The following is a 19,398-nucleotide window of genomic DNA, read 5'->3' as shown; positions in this document are numbered from 1 at the left end:
ACAGAAAAAACCACGAGCATTGAGCAAGCCCGTGGTTCAAGTAAGCTATTATAGGTTCATCCTATTTCTAAGATGAAGGTTGTCAGTAATGCGAATTAAACAGTGTGTAAAGAATTAAAGAGAGTTACATTTATCACAATTGTTGCTGTAGCATTCGCTTTGTTCTTCGATTCTATCACCGCATTGAACGCAAATTTTATCAGGTAAATTCTTGAAAAATTCCACTACGTTTTCTAACATTGTGCATGCCTCCTTTAAGTTTCTGTTATATTACTTCTGTTTATATAATGTATTGTATTATAACAGATTTAATTCGTCAACACAAAATGCCTAAATTAAGTTAAAATATAAATGGACGATTTTTGAAGGAGTGAGCCTCTTGTATTTTATCGATAATAAAGGAATTACAGATCCGCGTATAAACCTGGCAATAGAAGAGTATATACTGAAAAACATGGATATCGAAAAGGATGATTTTTTACTGTTCTATATTAATCAGCCTTCGATTATCATCGGAAAAAATCAAAACACGATCGAAGAAATCAACACAGATTACGTTGAAGAAAACGGAATCATTGTAGTACGTCGTCTTTCCGGCGGTGGGGCAGTTTATCATGATTTAAACAATCTGAACTTCAGCTTCCTGACAAAGGATGACGGCAACAGCTTCAGCAACTATAAAAAATTCACACAGCCTGTTGTTGATGCACTTGCAAAATTAGGGGTTAACTCTGAGCTTTCAGGCCGTAACGATATTTTGGCTGAAGGAAAAAAGGTTTCCGGCAATGCCCAATATTCGACACGTGGCCGCATGTTCAGCCATGGGACACTTATGTTCAATCTTGATATTGACGCTGTCGTGAACTCACTTAAAGTAAAACAGGACAAGATTGAATCAAAAGGAATCAAATCAGTGCGCTCGCGTGTTGCGAACATCATTGATTTCCTTCCTGAAAAAATTACGGTAGAAGAGTTCCGTATGGAGATTTTAAAATCGATTTTCGGTGGCGAGGAAAATATTCAATACTACGAGCTTACCGAAGAAGATTGGGAAAAGATCCATGAAATTTCAAAAAACCGTTACCAGTTATGGGAGTGGAATTACGGGAAATCACCGCGCTTTAACATTCAAAAAACGAAGCGTTACCCTTCAGGAAGCTTGGATATTCGCTTAGAAGTGAATAAAGGTGTTATTGAAGAGGCGAAAATTTTTGGAGATTTCTTTGGTGTCGGTGATGTAGATGAGGTCGCTGAATTATTGGTCGGGACGAAATATGACCGTGCCGCAATTGCAGAAAAGCTGAAAGATATTGAAATCCCGGTATACTTTGGCGGGATTACGGAAGAGGATTTCCTTCATTTAATTTACTAGCAGCTTCTGTCAGTCATCATGAACGTAATAGTGAGTGTAGAAAAGGAGGCTCCTGTTTTCGGGAGCCCCCTTTTTTTGATACAATGGAACAATATGAACAATTAACTTATGTAGGGATATTTTAGTTGGAAACCTATTGAAAAGGAGGTCATTCAGATGGAAAAACATCGAATTTTCATCGTTGAGGATGATCCTAAAATAGCTGCACTACTCGCAGACACATTAAGAAAATACCAGTATGAAGTCGAAACAATTAAAGACTTTGATTCATTAATGGAACAATGCTTAGCATTTTCTCCTCATATAATTTTACTCGATATTAATTTACCTTCCTATGATGGATACTATTGGTGCCGGGAGCTGAGACAATTTACGAAATGTCCGATTTTATTTATCTCTGCTCGCTCGGGGGAAATGGACCAAATATTTGCATTGGAAAACGGCGGAGATGATTTTATAACGAAGCCGTTTAACTATGAAATCGTACTTGCTAAAATTCGCAGCCATTTACGTCGTACATATGGAGAATATTCTGCAAGACAGGAAGAGCGGAAAATTGTACAAGGACAGCTTACATTGTATTTGGAACGGATGGAACTTCAATTGAAAGATCTTGTCGTTCCGCTTCAAAAGAAGGAATGTGTAATTTTAGGATTATTAATGGGACAGGCGCCAAAAGTGGTGTCACGCGAACAGCTGTTGGAGGAATTGTGGGATGATCAGGCATTTGTTGATGAAAACACGTTAAATGTAAATATGACGCGTGTTCGAAAGAAGCTGGCCGATTATGGCATTTCATCTGTTATTGAAACAGTGCGCGGAGCAGGGTACCGCTTCTTATTAAGCTCGGAGGAAATGTAATGGCGATTAAATTATTTGTGAAGGAGCATCTTTCCTACCTGATTTTTCAAATCGCCCTTACATTATTTTTACTTACATTATTTTGGCTTGATGGCTTTCGTAGTGTCACTACGGCCATTTATGCGATTGCAATCAGCCTTCTTTTAATCGTCTCATTTTTAGTCGTGCGCTATATGTTGAGGCGCCGTTATTTGGCGAAGATTTCCACGCTGCCGCAAACGATGGAGGACGCGCTTCAAAAGAATGCGAAAACAACGGAATACATGGAGACAGAGCGTTATTTGCATGAGCTGTACAAATTGTATCAGCATGAAGTACAGGCGCTTTATGCGACACAGTCCAGACAATATAAATTTATGAACCAGTGGGTACACCAGATGAAAACCCCTGTCTCTGTTTTGGAGCTTTTGCTGCAGCAAGAAGAAGAGCTGGATAAAAAAAGTGTGCAGGAAGAGGTCGAACGTTTGAAGCGCGGTCTTGAAATGGTTTTAGTGAATGCACGTCTGGAAAACTTTTCGGATGATATGCAAATCGGAAAAGTGCAGCTTAAATCGGCAATCATGGCAAATGTTAATGACAATAAACGTCTGTTTATCGCCAACCGAGTATTTCCGGAAGTGAACATCGATGAAGATTTAATCGTAATGAGCGATATAAAATGGCTGAACTTCCTTATTGGACAGTTCATTACAAACGCGGTGAAATATACATTTGAGCCGAATAAAAAGTTGTATATTACGGCAGTGCAAAAAGAACAGCATGTCCACTTGCTCATCCGTGATGAAGGGGTCGGCATTCCTAAATCTGATTTACCCCGTGTAATGAAGGCATTCTTTACCGGTGAAAACGGCCGGAAAACTGGAGAATCTACCGGCATGGGACTCTATATCGCAAAGGAGATTTGTGATAAGCTCGGACACCAGCTTTTGATTACATCGGAAGTTGGTAAAGGTACACAAATTGAAGTGATTTTTCAGTCATGAGGGATTATTATTGATTGAAAGAAACAGACTTGGTTAAAAGGAGTTACTATGTCTATTTTACAAATACAAGATGCTACGAAAGTATATGAAGGAAAAGTGACGAAGCGAGCACTCAACCAGCTTAGTTTTGAAGTGGAAAAGGGTGAGTTTGTCGCAATTATGGGCCCATCCGGCAGCGGGAAAACGACGTTGTTAAATATGGTATCCATGATCGATACGCTGACATCCGGCGAGATTGTTTTTAATGGGATGAAACCGCAAAAGCTTAATAGTGAGGAACTTGCCTATTTCAGACGCCGCCAGCTAGGTTTCGTCTTTCAGGATTTTAATCTGCTGCCGACATTGACGGTGGAGGAAAATATCATTTTACCGCTGACAATTGATGAACAGCCGATATCTGTCATGGAGGAACGGCTGCAATATTTAAGTGAGCTGCTTGATTTAACGTCAATTTTAATGAAGCGTCCGAATGAAATATCAGGAGGACAAGCCCAAAGAACAGCAATTGCACGTGCACTGATCCATCATCCGATGCTCGTTTTAGCCGATGAGCCTACAGGAAATCTGGATTCGAATGCATCGCGAGAAGTGCTTGAGCTCTTAGCAAGAATGAATAAAGAAAACGATACGACGATTTTAATGGTGACACATGATCCGATTGCGGCGAGTTATTGCGATCGTGTAATTTTTATTAAAGACGGCGAGTTTTTCAATGAAATATATACAGATGATCGTCGCCAAACATTTTTCCAGCGTATTTTAAATGTATTAAGTTTATTAGGGGGACATGTAGGTGACTTTTCTTCAATTCGCTTACCGTAACGTTTTCCGGAATTTTCGTAACTATGCCGCCTTCTTTATGGCCAGCTTTTTCAGTGTTTTTGTGTTCTTTATTTATTCGATGCTCATGTTTCATCCGGAAATCGAACGTGGTTTTTTAGGAGAAGTATCGATCGCCGGAATGGTTTTTGCTGAAATCGTTCTTGTGCTGTTTTCATGGTTTTTTATTTTTTACTCGATGCGTGCCTTTTTGGAAGCGCGGTCTAAAGAGTTTGCGATTTTGCTTCATCTTGGCATGGACCGGAATCAGTTAGGAAAACTGGTGATCATCGAAACAATGACAATCGGGATTTTTTCCTGTATTTCCGGTATTGTTTTCGGGTTCGCGTTTTCGAAGTTTTTCTTTATGATTGTCCGTGAAATTTTAAATTTAAATGCGTTGCCGCTCTATTTGTCATGGGAGCCATTTGTACTGACTTTATTCGTTTATTTAAGCGCATTTGTTGTCATCTCGACGTTGAGCATTCTGTTTACGCCGGACATTAAAATACGGAACTTCATAAGAGGACCAAAGTTTGTGGATGCTGCAGCGACCTATTCAAAGCGAAATGCCATTTTAGGAATCATCCTCATTTTATGTGGATACGGTCTTGCACTTATTACAACGAAGTCATCTATTTTTTCGTATACGTTACTGATCCCTGTTTTTGTGACATTGGGGACGTACTATTTCTTTTCAGATACGACACTTTATATTATTGACCGGTTGAAGGGGCATAAGCAGTTTTACTGGAAACGGGCACGTATGCTGGCGATCGCTGAACAGGTGCAGATTTTACGTTTTAATTCACGCATGTTTTTCATTGTGACACTCGTCTCGACACTTGCCTTTTTAACGGTCGGTGTTTTATCGGCGATGTCTTCCTATACATCACAGTATGACAAAATCAACCCAATCGGTCTTATGTATAAAGGGGAAATGGATAACCCTTATGAAATTGAACATATTTTATCCATAATCGATGAGCTTGAGTATAATGACATCAGTTATCATATGACGCGCTTTACTGTTATGCGTCAAACATCATCGTATACATCGAATCCGGTGGAAGTTTTCCGGGAAACGGATATTAACCATCTGCTGTTTTCATATAAATATCCTCTAGTGGATTTAAAAAGCGGGGAAGCAATGTTCATCCCATATTCGGAAGATTCGATTGAAAAGCTGGAGAAGACGGAAGTAAAGACGGTGCTGAAGGAAAATAATGTGGACCTGACGATTAACAGTGTGTACCCGAAGATGTTTTTCCCGACGGCTATAATTAGCAGTAACTCCATCATTATTAGTGATGAAGACTTTGAAAAACTGACAAATGAGTTTGAAATGGCACCATATGTCGAGCCTGGCTATCACTTATTTACGTTTGATATTCCTAACTGGACCGAAACGGAAAATGTCGGAATTGATATTCAGCAGATGGTCGCCCGCGATTATCTGATTAACAGTGAATATACGTTGCCGTTTTACTTTGAGAATGCAGGATTAAATTATTCTTATATATTAGCTACGTATTCTTTATTAACACTCATCGGTATATTAGTAGTAGCTGTGTTTCTACTTGCGTCGGGAAGTTTTGTTTATTTTAAAATATATGCAAACTTGGACCGAGAGAAGAAGCAGTTCGATATGCTCATTAAAGTAGGGTTAAGCGGTAAAGAACTGAAGCGCCTTATTACGAGAAATTTAATGATTCAATTTTTCCTGCCATGGGGATTAGCCTTTGTACATAGTGCATTTGCGTTCTACGTTGTGCAAGCTGTACTGAACGATGTCATGAATTTATCAATCGTAAAAGAAGTTGTATTTTCGTTTACAATGTTTGCCCTAATCCAAATTGTCTACTTTTTCCTAATCCGCTGGCGTTATATTTCACATGTGCGCGTGTGAGTTCGAAATAGAGAAAAAATGATTTTAGTACAATATTTGTGAATAAACGAGATTTTCATATTGTTTTATTAATATACTTATTCTATAATGCTAATAGAGTGAATATTTTTTCATTTTACGCATAGGGGGATGGGTGTATTGAATTTAGTTGAAAAGGTAAGACAACAAGCTTTCGAACAACCAGAAAAAACAGCGTACTACTTTTTAGGTAAAGGCACATCTTACGGTGAATTGGAGCAATCGGTTGCACGGTTTGCAGCTGCTTTGGAAGATTTAGGTGTAAAAAAAGGCGACCATATCGCGTTTTTATTAGGCAATACACCGCATTTCATCATCAGTTTATACGCATCAATGCGTATTGGTGCTGTGGCAATTCCGATTAATCCAATCTATACAGCAGATGAAATTTCATACATTATCCAAAATGGTGATGTAAAGGTTGTCATCGCACTTGATTTATTATTACCGCTTGTGGAAGCAGGGGTGCATAGATTCCCACAAGTAGAACAATATATCATTTGCGAAACAACAGAAGACATCGGTGAAAAATATGCCGCGCTTTCAGATGATGCAAAAGAAAAGACGAAGCTGTTTTCACAAGTATTAGCAACAACAGCACGTACAACGGATCCAGTAGAAGTAGCGCCGGATGATACGGCCATTATTCTATATACTTCCGGTACGACAGGTCATCCGAAAGGTGCCATGCTGACACATAACAATTTATTCTCAAATGCCAGAGATATTGGCGATTACTTAAAAATGACATCAGAAGACCGTATTGTAGCGACATTGCCGGTTTTCCACGTCTTTGCATTAACGGTAGTTGTCAATTCACCGTTAACACGCGGAGCAACGATCTTATTAGCGCCACGCTTTAGTCCGGGAGAAATTTTCGAGATGATTTCAACTTATAAAGCAACAGTATTTGCCGGCGTTCCGACGATGTACAATTTCCTTTATCAATATGACAAAGCGGATGTTGCCGCATTCTCGACAATTCGTTTAGCAATTTCAGGTGGTGCTTCATTACCTGTATCATTGCTGCATAACTTTGAGCAAAAGTTCAATGTACGAATTTCTGAAGGATATGGCTTATCTGAAGCTTCACCTGTTACTTGTTTCAACCCAACAGACCGTGAGCGTAAACCAGGCTCAATCGGACAGTCGATCAGCAATGTGGAAAATAAAGTGGTCGACGAAAATGGTGATGAAGTGGGCGTTGGGGAAGTAGGCGAGCTGATCGTGCGCGGACCGAATGTCATGAAAGGCTATTACAACATGCCGGAAGAAACAGCAGTTACGATTCGCGATGGCTGGTTATATACAGGTGACTTAGCAAGAAAAGACGAGGAAGGTTACTTCTATATCGTGGACCGCAAAAAGGATATGATAATTGTAGGCGGTTACAATGTTTATCCTCGTGAAGTAGAAGAAGTATTGTTCTCACATGAAGGCATTGTCGAAGCGGCAGTCGTTGGCTTCCCGGATCCGGATTTTGGTGAGGCGGTACATGCTTACGTTGTGTTAAAGGATCCGACTTTAACTATAGAAGCGATTCGCGAATTTTGTGCAGACCGTATTGTGAAATACAAAGTGCCGACTGTTATTGAAATTTTGGACGAGCTGCCAAAAAACACAACAGGCAAAATTCTGCGCCGTTCGTTAAAAGAAATCGCAAGAACATAACATTCCAACACCTGCCATACTTTGTGGCGGGTGTTTTTTGAAAATTGGAAAATAAAAGGGTGCCGGTTGAGGGATTGTCCTCATAAAGCTTCTTATAATGTTCCGGTGGTTATTGGCGGGCTAAGCACAAAAGTCACCAAGCCATGTTGCACATGTCTTTGCGACTTTTCTTCGTGCTTTTTAAGACGCCCGCCAATCATAAAGTACCGTTGTTTCAATCGTTGCTTATATAGGGAGGCGCTGTGCATTTGCAAGGCGCCTACTTTCTCATAAAGTATCTCCTTTTTTAGAAAGGAGAAATATTTTTTGTAACAAGGGCTATCATTTTTTTATAAAGAAAGATTAACTTTGTGCGTAGAACCGGCGCCTACCACTGTAAGCGCCGACTAAAGGGCGTTACGGTTTAGAGCCGGACACTATTGATTTGGCGGGAGTCCCAAGCCGCAATAATAGCAGCAGTAAAGGTTCGACGTTTACGGCGTGCCTTTACTGCTGCTATGCGGCTCCCGCCAAAGAAAACCGGAACTAAATAAGAAGCCCTATGAGAAGAGGATTTAAACTTATATCTTATATATTTATATTTTGAAATTTCAAATAAAAGATGGTACATTATTATTACGGGAATCGAAATAAATGAAGAGGTGTTTTAATGACGAAGTATATTACAAAAGAAAGCTTATTCGAAATTCAATCCATTACAAATCCGGTACTTGCGCCAAATGAGCAAGAGGCGGTATTTATCAGAACAGAGATCAATAAAGAAGAAAATAATTACAATGCCCATTTGTTCCATATCGACTTGGAATCTGAGGAAACAACGCAATGGACTTACGGCAATGAACGTGTGACGAGTCCCGAGTGGTCACCAGATGGCAAACAAGTCGCATTTTTAGTGAAACGCAATGAAAAACAGCAACTATACATATTAAACCGCCGTGGCGGGGAAGCACAGGAAATGACGACACTACCAAACGGCGTCAATTCATTTTTATGGAGTCCATGTGGTGAAAAGGTTTGGATTACGAGCACTATTAAAAAAGGGCTGGATATTACGAAAGAGGAAGAAAAGGAAGACACGAAATTCCCGAAAGCCTATGTCGTGGATAAAATGAAATACAAAGCAGACAGTGTAGGTTTATTAAAACAGAACCGCTATACACAAATTGCTGCTGTTGATTTAGCGACGAAAGAAGTAAGTACATTTACAGAAGGCGATTTTTCACATAGCTTACAAGGCATTTCACATGACGGGAAAACATTGGTGATCGGTGTGAACCGTGAAGAAAATACGGATAATGTATTCCGTACACCGCTATACCTTGTTGATGTAGATACGAAAGCAGAAACAGTTCTAATGGATGAAGAGGGCTACTTTGGCGGTGCTGAGTTTTCATTTGATGACCGCTACATTGCATTTGGCGGTTCGGATCATACATTCAGAAATGCTACACATGGCCATGTTTATATTTATGATACAGAAACGAAAACAACACAAAAGCTGACGGAAATGCTGGACTTGCCGGTTGGCGACTATGCGGTTGCGGATATTCAGCAAGATGTATCAGCTCCATCTGTAGTATGGACGGAAAACAATGATTTGTATTTCCAAGTATCTTCTGAAGGGGATATCCGCTTATATTATGCAACATTGGAGGGCGCACTTTACCCTGCGTCACCGGAAAATGAGCATGTATACGGCTATGCAATCTTTAAAAACGGCAACCGTGCATTATTGACGGTATCCAATGGAACATTCCCTGGGGAGCTGTTTGACTTTGATATTACAACAGGTGAGCGCAAGCAGTTAACAACATTTAACGAAAAGTTTTTAAATGAGACTACGCTGTCAGAACCGGAAGCGATTTCGTATACATCAAAAGATGGTTTGACTGTACATGGCTGGATTATGAAGCCTGCACAGTATACAGAAGGAGAAAAATATCCATTAATTGTTGAAGTACACGGCGGACCGCATACTTTATATGCGAATACGTTTTTCCATGAGATGCAGCTATTGGCGGCGAAAGGGTATGGTGTGCTTTATGTGAACCCACGAGGCAGTCATGGCTACAGCCAGGAATTTGTTGATGGTGTGCGCGGTAATTATGGTGATGGGGACTATGAAGATATTATGGCTGGTGTTGATTATGCACTGGAAAACTATGCATGGATCGATGAGTCACGTTTAGGGATTACTGGAGGAAGCTATGGCGGCTTTATGACGAACTGGGTTGTTGGTCATACGAATCGCTTTAAAGCAGCTGTTACCCAACGTTCAATATCAAACTGGATCAGCTTCTACGGCGTATCGGATATCGGTTATTATTTCTCGGAATGGCAAATGCTCGCAGATATGAATGATGTAGAAAAACTGTGGCACCATTCACCATTAAAATATGCGGCTAATGTGGAAACACCACTCCTTATTTTGCACAGTGAACGTGATTTCCGCTGCCCGATTGAGCAGGCAGAGCAACTTTATATTACGCTTAAGAAAATGGGCAAAGAAGTCGGTTTCGTCCGTTTCCCTGAATGTGACCATAACTTATCACGTACAGGTATCCCGAACTTGCGATTAGAGCGACTTGAGCAAATTACAGGATGGTTTGAGAAATACTTGTAAAAGATAAAACAGGGCTTCCTATTAGAGGGGGCCCTGTTTTCTATAGTATAAATTTATCTTCCTTTAAACTGTGGTGTTCTTTTTTCGGCGAATGCATTCAGTGCTTCAATACGGTCTTCAGTAGGGATTGTCAGTTCGTATGCTTTTCGTTCGATTTGAAGACCTGTTTGAATATCTGTTTTCATCCCTTGTTTTACAGCAAATTTAGCTTGCTGTATCGCAATTGGCGCATTGCGTAAAATAAGTGCGGCAAAGTCGGCTGTCACTTCATGTAAACTTTCGACCGGTGCCACTTTCGTAACGACACCATAGTCAAGTGCTTCATGTGCAGTCATCCGTTTTGCAGTCAAAATGAGCTCCAATGCTTTCGCTTCACCGATTAAGCGCGGCAATCGCTGTGTTCCGCCAGCTCCCGGAATAATGCCTAAGCCTGTTTCCGTTAAGCCTAGTGAAACGGTTTCGGCAGCAATACGGAAATCGCAAGCAAGTGCAAGCTCAAGTCCGCCACCAAAGGCATATCCGTTTAATACACAAATCGTCGGTTGCGGTAATTGCTCAATGAGGGAAAATACTTCCCCGAACCGGTTTAAGTTGCGTTTCACAAGTGTATCCGGCAATGTTTTACGTTCTTTTAAGTCCGCACCAACCGAAAAGGCTTTATCACCAGATCCTGTAATGATGACAAGACGAATATCTGGGTGGATTTGAATGGATTCAATAACATTGCGTAATTGTTCCAACATTTCATAGTTAAAAGCGTTTAACATATCGGGGCGATCAAGTGTTACATATGCAATAAAGTCTTTTTGCTCGTATTTTACAGTGTTCACATTTACTGCCTCCTTGAATTTTGTTAATCTAGTTTTATAGTACATTGGAAAATTGCAAAATAACAGCAATTTTCATAATAAATAGAGAGAAAATAAACGAGTATTGGGGAATTTACAAAATGGAAGTATTTGTTGGGCGACAACCTATATTTAACAAACATGAAAAAATCGTAGCATATGAGTTGTTGTATCGAAATAATTACACCAACCAGTTTCCGAATATTGATGCAGATAAAGCAACCGTTGAGCTGATCATCAATTCATTTCTTTCGATTGGCATTAAAGAAATAGCGAATGGAAAGCCGTTATTCATTAATTTTACGGAAAACCTGATTATGCAGGAATCCTTGGATATTATTGAGGAAGAACAAATTGTCATTGAAATATTGGAAGATATTCCGATTACAATCGCGTTAATCGAACGGCTCAAACAATTAAAGAACGCGGGAAATAAAATTGCACTTGATGATTTTGTTATGAATAAAGAAGTACTGATTTATGATGAGCTCTTTCGGTACATTGATTATATTAAAATCGATTTTTTACATACAGATGAAAATGAGAGAGTGGAAATTGAAAATACTATTAAAATGAAATTTCCTCATATTAAACTATTGGCAGAAAAAGTAGAGACGCGTGAGCAGTATGAAATGGCCAAAGAATCCGGTTATTTTTTATTCCAAGGCTATTTCTTTGAAAAACCGCAAATACTAACGGCTACCGATATACCGGCAAACCTGTTTCAGTATTTCCAGATCATCTCGTTGTTGCGGGATGATGAAGCAAATATTGATGTATTGGCGAACAATATCGAACGGGAAATTTCATTATCCTACCGGTTGCTCAAATTAATCAATGGTTCGTCAAGACGTTCGAAAACGAAAGTTCGCTCGATTAAGCAGGCCATTTTATTACTAGGGTTAACGGAGTTACGAAGATGGATATATTTACTGGCGATGCGTGAATCCGACGTGAATCGAAATAAAGATGTATTTCAGGAGTTAATGTATGCATCCTTGTTCAGAGCGAAAGTGTGTGAAAAAATTGCCCGCCTGAATTACAAAAAGAATTTCTCGGAGTATTTTTTAGTCGGTCTGTTTTCATTGATTGATTCTTTACTGAAACGGCCGATGAGTGCAATCGTTACGCAGTTGCCGCTATCGGAAACGATTTTGGAAACAATCTCAGGTGAACATACGGAGATGACGCCGTATTTACAGTTTGCTACCGCTTTAAGTAAATTGGACTGGGAAGGCATTATTCCATTATCCCGGCAATTAAACATACCTGTCGACGGGCTTTTGCCGATGTATGAAGAAGTGACAGTATGGGTTGACGAGGCATTAATAATCCAATAAAAAGCAGAAGAGAATGCGTCCTTTTATGGGGCGCTTTTCCTTTAGTTAGATGAAGTTCTCATTTAATGTAGGATTTGTTATAATTCAATGGAATTTACAAAAGAAGCGAGGATTTGTATGACATATAGCTCACAGAGTTCAGTGAAAAGCAGTGTAATGGAATATGTATTTGTCATTGTCGGCGCAGCGGTCATTGCGTTCGGCTTTAATGTGTTTTTATTTCCAAATCAGGTCGCATCCGGCGGAGTAAGCGGGATCAGTACAATCCTGCATGGTATGTTCGGGTGGAATGCCGGGATTGTTCAGTATGCATTCAATATTCCTTTATTTATCGCAGGCGTGCTTGTACTAGGGAAAAAATTCGGGATTAAATCCTTTATTGGTACGATTGCTCTTCCTTTCTTCGTTATATTAACTGAGAGCTGGGATCCCTGGACACTGAACCCGTTATTAGGGGCTATCTTTGGCGGGATTGTAGTCGGTTTAGGGATAGGACTTGTTTTTAAAGGGAATGCTTCAACTGGCGGTACGGATTTACTTGCTCAAATTATTACAAAATATACAGGTTTAACATTAGGGACAAGTGTACTGTTCATCGATGGCCTGATCGCGGTTAGTGCGGCAATTGTATTTGACCTGGAAAAAGGACTGTATGCGTTAATTGGTCTATATGTCACGACAAAAACGATTGATATTGTACAGCTTGGTTTTAGCCAATCAAAAATGGTTTACATTATTACACAAAAAGAAACGGATGTGCGCGATGCGATTTATAAAGAGATCAATCGCGGGATTACAAGGCTTCCGGCATTTGGCGGGTATACAGGTGAGGAGCGCCCGGTTTTAATGGTCGTTGTTTATCAAACAGAGTTCACAAGGTTGAAACAAGTATTGAAAACCGTTGATCCTCAAGCATTTGTCATCGTTTCGGACGCCTATGAAGTGCTAGGCGAAGGTTTCAAAAAAGTATAAGTTTGTTATAATCAGTAGTGGAATAAAAGTTCATTTTTGGAGGGGTTCAGAATGAAAAAGAGTTTACTTACATTAGTTTTCGGTTCAGCAATTTTCCTTGCTGCATGCGGTGGAGATGATTCGGCTTCAAACGGCGAAACAGCTGAAATCGACGGGAAAAGTGTTGTTCAGCAATCATGCGCAACATGCCATGGCGGTCAATTACAAGGCGGCAATGCGCCAGCGCTGAATCAATTAGGGGCTAAATATTCGGAAGAAGAGATTTTGGATATTATTTTAAATGGTAAAGACCGTATGCCTGGTGGAATTGTTAAAGGCGAAAAGGCGGAAGCAGCTGCAGAATATTTATCCACATTAAAGTAATTTATACATAAAAAAGATGGAGCTTTATTTGCTTCATCTTTTTTTACCTTTTCAGCGAATGACCAGTTAATGTGATTGATAATTTAAAAAACTAAGCGCGTTATATATTGGAAATGTTATAGACATGATAAAATACAGTGGAGATGCTAGAAGATAGGAGCGTACCAAATTTATGATTCAAGTAATTGCGAAAGATGTTATGGAAAAGTTTAATTTGGAGCTAGTCAGTGGGGAAGCCGGAGTTGGACGATACATAACGACGAGTGATATATCCCGCCCAGGTTTGGAAATGGCCGGCTATTTTACACATTATCCAGCTGACCGTGTTCAGCTGTTAGGTAAAACAGAGCTCTCATTTTTTGAAATGTTGCCTGAAAAGGAAAAAAGAAGCCGGATGAAGCAGCTTTGTTCGGATGAAACACCGGCGATTATTATTTCGCGCGGTTTGGACGTGCCTCAGGAACTGATCGATGCATCGAATGAAAATCATGTCCCGGTGCTCGTTACGAAGCTGACGACTACTAGATTTTCGAGCCGACTGACGAACTTTTTGGAGAGTAAGCTTGCTCCGACAACTGCCATTCATGGGGTGCTCGTTGATGTATATGGCATTGGGGTTCTTATTGTTGGGAAAAGTGGTGTCGGTAAAAGTGAGACGGCACTTGAGCTTGTAAAAAAAGGGCATCGGTTGGTTGCAGATGACAGTGTGGAAATTCGTCAGGAAGGCGAAAACATGCTAGTTGGATTCCCGCCACCATTATTGGAACATCTGCTGGAGATTCGCGGTATTGGAATCATCGATATTATGACACTGTTCGGTGCAAGTGCAGTGCGTCCCTACAAGCGTATTACATTAATAATAGAGCTTGAAACATGGGATCCGGATAAGTTTTATGATCGTCTAGGGCTGGATGAGGAGAAGATGAAAATTATTGATTCAGAGGTAACGAAGCTGACAATTCCAGTACAGCCAGGACGAAATGTATCCGTAATTATTGAAGTAGCTGCGATGAACTACCGTCTGAAGAAAATGGGCGTCAATGCAGCGGAAGAATTTTCACGTCGTCTGGACGATATGCTTGTTTCGAATGATGAAATAGACGATTATTAATAGGTAGTTGAAGGGAGAAGTTTATGGATACAAATTTATTAGCAATAAATCCGGTAGCATTCCACTTAGGACCAATACCGGTGAACTGGTACGGAATCATTATCGGGGTCGGGATTCTCGTTGCCTACTTCCTGGCACAAAAAGAATCGGTCCGCCGTGGATTAGATCCTGAATTTTTTGCCGACCTGCTCATTTGGGCAATTCCGATTTCAATCTTGTCAGCCCGCGTGTATTACGTTGTGATGAAGTGGGACTACTATAGTCAGCATCCAGGCAGTATCATTCAAATTTGGAATGGCGGTATTGCGATTCATGGTGCATTAATCGGTGCGTTTATTACAGCATACATATTTACGAAAAAACGCAAAGTGAGCTTCTTAAAACTGGCCGATATTGCAGCACCGAGTATTCTCGTTGGTCAAATTATTGGACGATGGGGCAACTTCATGAACCAGGAAGCTTATGGCGGCCCTGTAACACGAGAATTTCTGGAAGGTCTGTTCTTACCGAACTGGCTGATCGAACAAATGTATATACGTGAAGACGGAAACTATGTACACCCGACTTTCTTATATGAGTCATTATGGAATGTAGTCGGTTTAGTCATTTTGCTGTTTGCCCGCAAGTTAAACTGGCGACGCGGCGAAATGTTTTTCTTCTATTTAATCTGGTATTCAATCGGACGTTTCTACATCGAAGGCTTACGTACAGATAGCTTATACTTAGTAGGCGATTTGCGCTCAGCTCAAGTCGTTTCAATCATCGGTATCACAGTCGGCATTATTGCCATTGTTTATCGCCGCATGAAAGTAAAACCGGTTATCCACTATTTAGATGAGGAAAAACCTGCTGCGACGAAAAATAATAATAAAAATAAGAAGAGCAAAAAGAAGTAATTTTTGTTAGAAGTTAAGTAAGTAAGCAAAATAATTAAAAAAGCTGGTTGATTGGAATGGAGGGGAGGCGAGTGTTCGTGCTGACGGTTTCACCTTTCGCACTGCAAAAACACAAGCTGACGGCTAGTGCCTTTCGCTACAAGCAAGCTTCCTGCGGGAACAGCAAAATTTATTTGCGACGAAAGCGAAGTGGCAGGAGCACCGACGCCTGAGACGTTCGTGTAAGGCCGTGCCCGCGGAAAGCGTCCGACCTGAAATGGAAATAAACCCCCTATTAAGTAGGGAAATAATTCTTGAAATAAAAATCACCGCCATTTAGGGAAATACTAGTTAACACCGTTTGCATTAGTGCGAGCGGTTTTTTAAAAGGGGCATTCTTCAGTATGAAAACAAAAGCATTGCTGTTTGATTTTGACGGCACATTATTAAATACAAATGATTTAATCATCCAGACATTCATGTATATTTTTGACGAAAAATTTCCCGGGCAATATTCGACAGAAGACTGCCTAAGATTCATCGGTCCGTCATTAAAACAGACGTTTGACGAATTAACACCGGGTGAAACCGATGTAATGATCGGGAAATATAAAGAGTGGAACGCAATCAACCATGACCGTTTAGTAACAAGCTATGATGCAGTAGTCGAAACGTTGGAAGAGCTCCACAATTTAGGCATCAAAATGGCGATTGTTTCAACGAAAGCAAGAGAAAGTCTTGCCCGCGGTTTAAAAGTACTTTGTGCGGAACAGTTTTTCGATGTCATTGTCGGTTTTGATGATGTGGAGCATGTGAAGCCACATCCGGAACCAGTTCTATTAGCACTCGAAAAGCTAGGTGTCGGGAAAGAGGAAGCAATCATGATTGGCGACAACTCGCATGATATTGAAGGCGGGAAAAATGCAGGTGTCCGAACAGCGGGTGTTGCTTGGTCTGCTAAAGGAGTCGACTATTTAATGTCCTATGAGCCGACTTATATGCTTCATCATATGCGTGATTTACTGGATATTGTGAAAGGGGAGTAGGCATGCGCAGAACAGAACGCTACAAAGTTCAAGGTGCGAATTCATTATGGAAAGTTTATAATACCGTTTCCTTTTGGAAAGTGATGAAATGCTTTATTGTCATCCAAATTGGACGGGTTACCCCAGTTATGGCATGGAAAAACTGGCTGTACCGCTCGTTTTTAAAAATGAAAATCGGCAAAGAGGCATCATTGGCATTGATGGTCATGCCTGATTCCATGTTTCCGGAGCGTATTACAGTCGGCGATAATTCGATCATCGGCTTTAATACGACAATTTTAGCGCATGAATATTTAATCGAAGAATATCGTCTCGGTGATGTCGAAATTGGCAGCAATGTTATGGTTGGCGCAAACTCGACGATTTTACCGGGTGTGAAAATTGGAGATGGGGCAATCGTTTCTGCGGCGACATTGGTGCATAAGGACGTACCGGCAGGCGCAATGGCAGGCGGCAACCCGATGCGCATTATTTTCACTGCAGAACAAATGGCAGAACGGAAAAAGAATGACAAGCCGGTTTGGCAAAATTAAATGTAGAATATCCATTTCCAACTAACGCGGAGATGGGTATTTTTTCATGTCTTTTCCTCCACATAACTGAATTTGGTAAAAGATGATGTATAATATGAAAATATATCAGAAAATTAAATTAACTAAATATTTGTATGAATCCATTGACTACGACCATAAGTAGCAGTAAAATACTTTCATACACTAGTGATTTAACACTCTAGTATACTAAAGTGCGGTATACAGAATTTAACCAAGTATAAAAATTAGGATGTGTGAAAATGTCATCGATTAAAATGTTTGAAAAGCCACTTGGAATGCGTGACACATTACCGGAAATTTATGAAAAACTTGAATTAATCCGCTCAACTGGACGAACATTGCTACGTGAGCGCGGTTATGAATTTATAAAAACACCATCTGTTGAATATTACGATACGATCGGGAAAGCATCTGCAATTTCCGACGCACGACTTTTTAAATTGGTTGATAGCCAAGGAAATACCCTTGTACTACGACCTGATATGACAACACCGATTGCCCGTGTTGCGACATCGAAATTACTGAAAGAGAAAATTCCACAACGCCTTGCCTATTTTGCAAATGTGTTCCGTGCGCAACAGCGTGAAGGAGGGCGTCCAGCTGAATTTGATCAAATGGGAATTGAACTGATTGGTGACAATTCCGTATATGCCGATGCAGAAGTGATCATGACGGCCATCGATTTAGTAAAGGCCTATCAAATTACAGATTTCAAAGTAACAATCGGACATGCAGGGGTTTTAAGCTGCATTTTAAAGGATTATACAGAAAGTGATGCACAGGCAGATGATTTAAATGAGCTACTTGTACAACGAAATTTTGTCGGGTTTGAAGAAGCGGTACTGGCATTTGATCTGCCGAAAACAAAATCCGATGCCCTGTTAGCCTATATTGAAGATGCAATCAGCCTTCCTTCAATTGAAGCAATCGAAAAATATGTGCGCAAAAATGATGCGCTGGAATATATGCGAAACTTGGGGAGAATTTTGGATGCTGCAGGTTATGAAAAGTACATCGCATTCGATTTCACATTATCAAGTCATATGAGTTATTACACAGGGATGTTATTTGAAGTGTTTGCTTCAGGCAGCGGATTCCCGTTAGGAAATGGCGGACGTTATGACGGCTTAATGCAGCATTTTGGTTCGCAAGTCGGTGCAACCGGTTTTGGTTTACGTGTTGACCGTGTATTTGAAGCAATGCCGAAAATCAACGTCGACAAAGAGGAAGTGCTTGTATTGTTCGCAGCTGAGCGTTTTGCAGAAGCACTGGAGGCAGTACAACTGCTGCGTGAACAAGGAAAGCAAGTAACTTTCCAATCATACGAAGGCATCGAAAATATCGAGGCATTAAAAGCTCACTTTAAAATCGTTAATGAATACAATAGCAGGGAGGCGTAAACAAATGACACAGCTAACAATTGCGATGCCAAAAGGCCGTATTTTTGAAGAAGCTTATGAAATGCTGCTGGAGGCTGGCTTTAACCTTCCTGAAGAAGTGGAAATGTCGCGTAAACTCATGATTGAAATACCGGAGGAAAACATTCGCTTTATTTTAGCGAAACCTATGGACGTACCGGTTTATGTCGAGCATGGGGTTGCAGATATCGGAATTGCGGGTAAAGATGTTTTACTTGAGCAGCGCCGAACTGTCCATGAGCTGCTTGATTTGAAAATCAGCGAATGCTATATCGCTTCAGCAGGTTTACCAAATACAACAATTAACGAAATTGCGCCGCGTATTGCGACGAAGTATCCGAATATCGCGATGAAGTATTATAAAGGAATCGGCGAGCAGGTTGAGATTATTGAGCTGAACGGATCGATTGAACTGGCACCGATGATTGGCTTGGCCGATCGCATTGTCGATATCGTTTCAACGGGTCGTACACTGAAGGAAAACGGCTTAGTGGAATATGAACATATTGCCGAAGTTTCATCCCGTTTAATCGCGAATCCTGTAAGCTATCGCATGAAGAGTGACCGCATTCAAGATTTAGTTACACGCTTGAAAAAATGTGTGAAATAAGAGGG

General features: G+C 40.5%; 18 protein-coding genes. 16 read left to right on the top strand and 2 right to left on the bottom strand.

What is annotated here, in order from left to right:
- Positions 1 to 114: 114 nt before the first annotated feature.
- Positions 115 to 240, bottom strand: coding sequence for a protein YhfH (gene yhfH / locus M3166_RS13430; RefSeq protein WP_251690365.1), 126 nt, complete (start codon positions 238 to 240; stop codon positions 115 to 117).
- 139 nt (positions 241 to 379) lie between these two features.
- Between yhfH and M3166_RS13425 the strand changes: the two genes are divergently transcribed.
- The 7 genes from M3166_RS13425 to M3166_RS13395 all read left to right on the top strand — a co-directional run bounded on the left by M3166_RS13425 (position 380) and on the right by M3166_RS13395 (position 10,256).
- Complete coding sequence (locus tag M3166_RS13425; protein ID WP_251690363.1) at positions 380 to 1,372, top strand: lipoate--protein ligase; 993 nt, start codon at positions 380 to 382, stop codon at positions 1,370 to 1,372.
- Between the two features lie 156 nt (positions 1,373 to 1,528).
- Positions 1,529 to 2,233 carry a response regulator transcription factor gene (locus M3166_RS13420; protein WP_251690361.1) on the top strand — a complete coding sequence of 235 codons (705 nt, stop codon included), beginning with the start codon at positions 1,529 to 1,531 and terminating at the stop codon, positions 2,231 to 2,233.
- Positions 2,233 to 3,216, top strand: a complete 984-nt coding sequence (locus M3166_RS13415) for a sensor histidine kinase (protein ID WP_251690359.1) — start codon at positions 2,233 to 2,235, stop codon at positions 3,214 to 3,216. The genes M3166_RS13420 and M3166_RS13415 overlap by 1 nt, the downstream gene beginning before the upstream one ends.
- A 48-nt stretch (positions 3,217 to 3,264) precedes the next feature.
- The gene (locus tag M3166_RS13410; protein WP_251690358.1) at positions 3,265 to 4,038 is read left to right on the top strand and encodes an ABC transporter ATP-binding protein; all 774 of its coding nucleotides are present in this window, start codon (positions 3,265 to 3,267) and stop codon (positions 4,036 to 4,038) included.
- On the top strand, positions 4,010 to 5,944 hold the full coding sequence (locus M3166_RS13405) for an FtsX-like permease family protein (RefSeq protein ID WP_251690356.1): 1,935 nt from the start codon (positions 4,010 to 4,012) through the stop codon (positions 5,942 to 5,944). Before M3166_RS13410 ends, M3166_RS13405 begins: the two co-directional genes overlap by 29 nt.
- Positions 5,945 to 6,082: 138 nt before the next feature.
- A complete protein-coding gene (locus M3166_RS13400) occupies positions 6,083 to 7,633 on the top strand; it encodes a fatty acid--CoA ligase family protein (protein WP_251690354.1) in 1,551 nt (516 codons plus the stop codon).
- 649 nt (positions 7,634 to 8,282) lie between these two features.
- Entirely contained in the window at positions 8,283 to 10,256 is a 1,974-nt protein-coding gene (locus M3166_RS13395; protein ID WP_251690352.1) for a S9 family peptidase, read from the top strand.
- Between the two features lie 53 nt (positions 10,257 to 10,309).
- Here the strand turns inward: M3166_RS13395 and M3166_RS13390 are convergent, their stop codons facing one another.
- Positions 10,310 to 11,086, bottom strand: coding sequence for an enoyl-CoA hydratase-related protein (locus tag M3166_RS13390; RefSeq protein WP_251690350.1), 777 nt, complete (start codon positions 11,084 to 11,086; stop codon positions 10,310 to 10,312).
- 119 nt (positions 11,087 to 11,205) lie between these two features.
- Between M3166_RS13390 and M3166_RS13385 the strand changes: the two genes are divergently transcribed.
- The 9 genes from M3166_RS13385 to hisG all read left to right on the top strand — a co-directional run bounded on the left by M3166_RS13385 (position 11,206) and on the right by hisG (position 19,393).
- Entirely contained in the window at positions 11,206 to 12,444 is a 1,239-nt protein-coding gene (locus tag M3166_RS13385; protein WP_251690349.1) for an EAL and HDOD domain-containing protein, read from the top strand.
- A 117-nt stretch (positions 12,445 to 12,561) separates the two neighbouring features.
- A complete protein-coding gene (locus M3166_RS13380) occupies positions 12,562 to 13,416 on the top strand; it encodes a YitT family protein (RefSeq protein WP_251690347.1) in 855 nt (284 codons plus the stop codon).
- Between the two features lie 51 nt (positions 13,417 to 13,467).
- Positions 13,468 to 13,779, top strand: coding sequence for a cytochrome c551 (cccB, locus tag M3166_RS13375; protein WP_014822762.1), 312 nt, complete (start codon positions 13,468 to 13,470; stop codon positions 13,777 to 13,779).
- 172 nt (positions 13,780 to 13,951) lie between these two features.
- A complete protein-coding gene (gene hprK / locus M3166_RS13370) occupies positions 13,952 to 14,890 on the top strand; it encodes an HPr(Ser) kinase/phosphatase (protein WP_251690346.1) in 939 nt (312 codons plus the stop codon).
- 23 nt (positions 14,891 to 14,913) lie between these two features.
- A complete protein-coding gene (lgt, locus tag M3166_RS13365; RefSeq protein ID WP_251690345.1) occupies positions 14,914 to 15,786 on the top strand; it encodes a prolipoprotein diacylglyceryl transferase in 873 nt (290 codons plus the stop codon).
- 383 nt (positions 15,787 to 16,169) lie between these two features.
- Complete coding sequence (gene ppaX, locus M3166_RS13360; RefSeq protein ID WP_251690343.1) at positions 16,170 to 16,811, top strand: pyrophosphatase PpaX; 642 nt, start codon at positions 16,170 to 16,172, stop codon at positions 16,809 to 16,811.
- A 2-nt stretch (positions 16,812 to 16,813) separates the two neighbouring features.
- Positions 16,814 to 17,344 carry an acyltransferase gene (locus tag M3166_RS13355; RefSeq protein ID WP_251690342.1) on the top strand — a complete coding sequence of 177 codons (531 nt, stop codon included), beginning with the start codon at positions 16,814 to 16,816 and terminating at the stop codon, positions 17,342 to 17,344.
- Between the two features lie 260 nt (positions 17,345 to 17,604).
- Complete coding sequence (locus tag M3166_RS13350) at positions 17,605 to 18,765, top strand: ATP phosphoribosyltransferase regulatory subunit (protein ID WP_251690341.1); 1,161 nt, start codon at positions 17,605 to 17,607, stop codon at positions 18,763 to 18,765.
- Positions 18,766 to 18,769: 4 nt separating this feature from the next.
- On the top strand, positions 18,770 to 19,393 hold the full coding sequence (gene hisG / locus M3166_RS13345; protein WP_079524445.1) for an ATP phosphoribosyltransferase: 624 nt from the start codon (positions 18,770 to 18,772) through the stop codon (positions 19,391 to 19,393).
- The last annotated feature ends 5 nt before the right edge of the window (positions 19,394 to 19,398 follow it).

It is taken from the genome of Solibacillus isronensis, assembly GCF_023715405.1.
Lineage (GTDB): Bacteria > Bacillota > Bacilli > Bacillales_A > Planococcaceae > Solibacillus > Solibacillus isronensis_B.
The sequence above is the reverse complement of the archived record's forward strand: the minus strand, read 5'-3'. Positions and strand labels throughout refer to the sequence as shown.

Coding starts and splice junctions, on each gene's coding strand:
- yhfH (WP_251690365.1), bottom strand. CDS start 240: ATGTTAGAAAACGTAGTGGAATTTTTCAAGAATTTACCTGATAAAATT.
- M3166_RS13420 (WP_251690361.1), top strand. CDS start 1,529: ATGGAAAAACATCGAATTTTCATCGTTGAGGATGATCCTAAAATAGCT.
- M3166_RS13415 (WP_251690359.1), top strand. CDS start 2,233: ATGGCGATTAAATTATTTGTGAAGGAGCATCTTTCCTACCTGATTTTT.
- M3166_RS13410 (WP_251690358.1), top strand. CDS start 3,265: ATGTCTATTTTACAAATACAAGATGCTACGAAAGTATATGAAGGAAAA.
- M3166_RS13395 (WP_251690352.1), top strand. CDS start 8,283: ATGACGAAGTATATTACAAAAGAAAGCTTATTCGAAATTCAATCCATT.
- M3166_RS13385 (WP_251690349.1), top strand. CDS start 11,206: ATGGAAGTATTTGTTGGGCGACAACCTATATTTAACAAACATGAAAAA.
- M3166_RS13380 (WP_251690347.1), top strand. CDS start 12,562: ATGACATATAGCTCACAGAGTTCAGTGAAAAGCAGTGTAATGGAATAT.
- cccB (WP_014822762.1), top strand. CDS start 13,468: ATGAAAAAGAGTTTACTTACATTAGTTTTCGGTTCAGCAATTTTCCTT.
- hprK (WP_251690346.1), top strand. CDS start 13,952: ATGATTCAAGTAATTGCGAAAGATGTTATGGAAAAGTTTAATTTGGAG.
- lgt (WP_251690345.1), top strand. CDS start 14,914: ATGGATACAAATTTATTAGCAATAAATCCGGTAGCATTCCACTTAGGA.
- ppaX (WP_251690343.1), top strand. CDS start 16,170: ATGAAAACAAAAGCATTGCTGTTTGATTTTGACGGCACATTATTAAAT.
- M3166_RS13355 (WP_251690342.1), top strand. CDS start 16,814: ATGCGCAGAACAGAACGCTACAAAGTTCAAGGTGCGAATTCATTATGG.
- M3166_RS13350 (WP_251690341.1), top strand. CDS start 17,605: ATGTCATCGATTAAAATGTTTGAAAAGCCACTTGGAATGCGTGACACA.
- hisG (WP_079524445.1), top strand. CDS start 18,770: ATGACACAGCTAACAATTGCGATGCCAAAAGGCCGTATTTTTGAAGAA.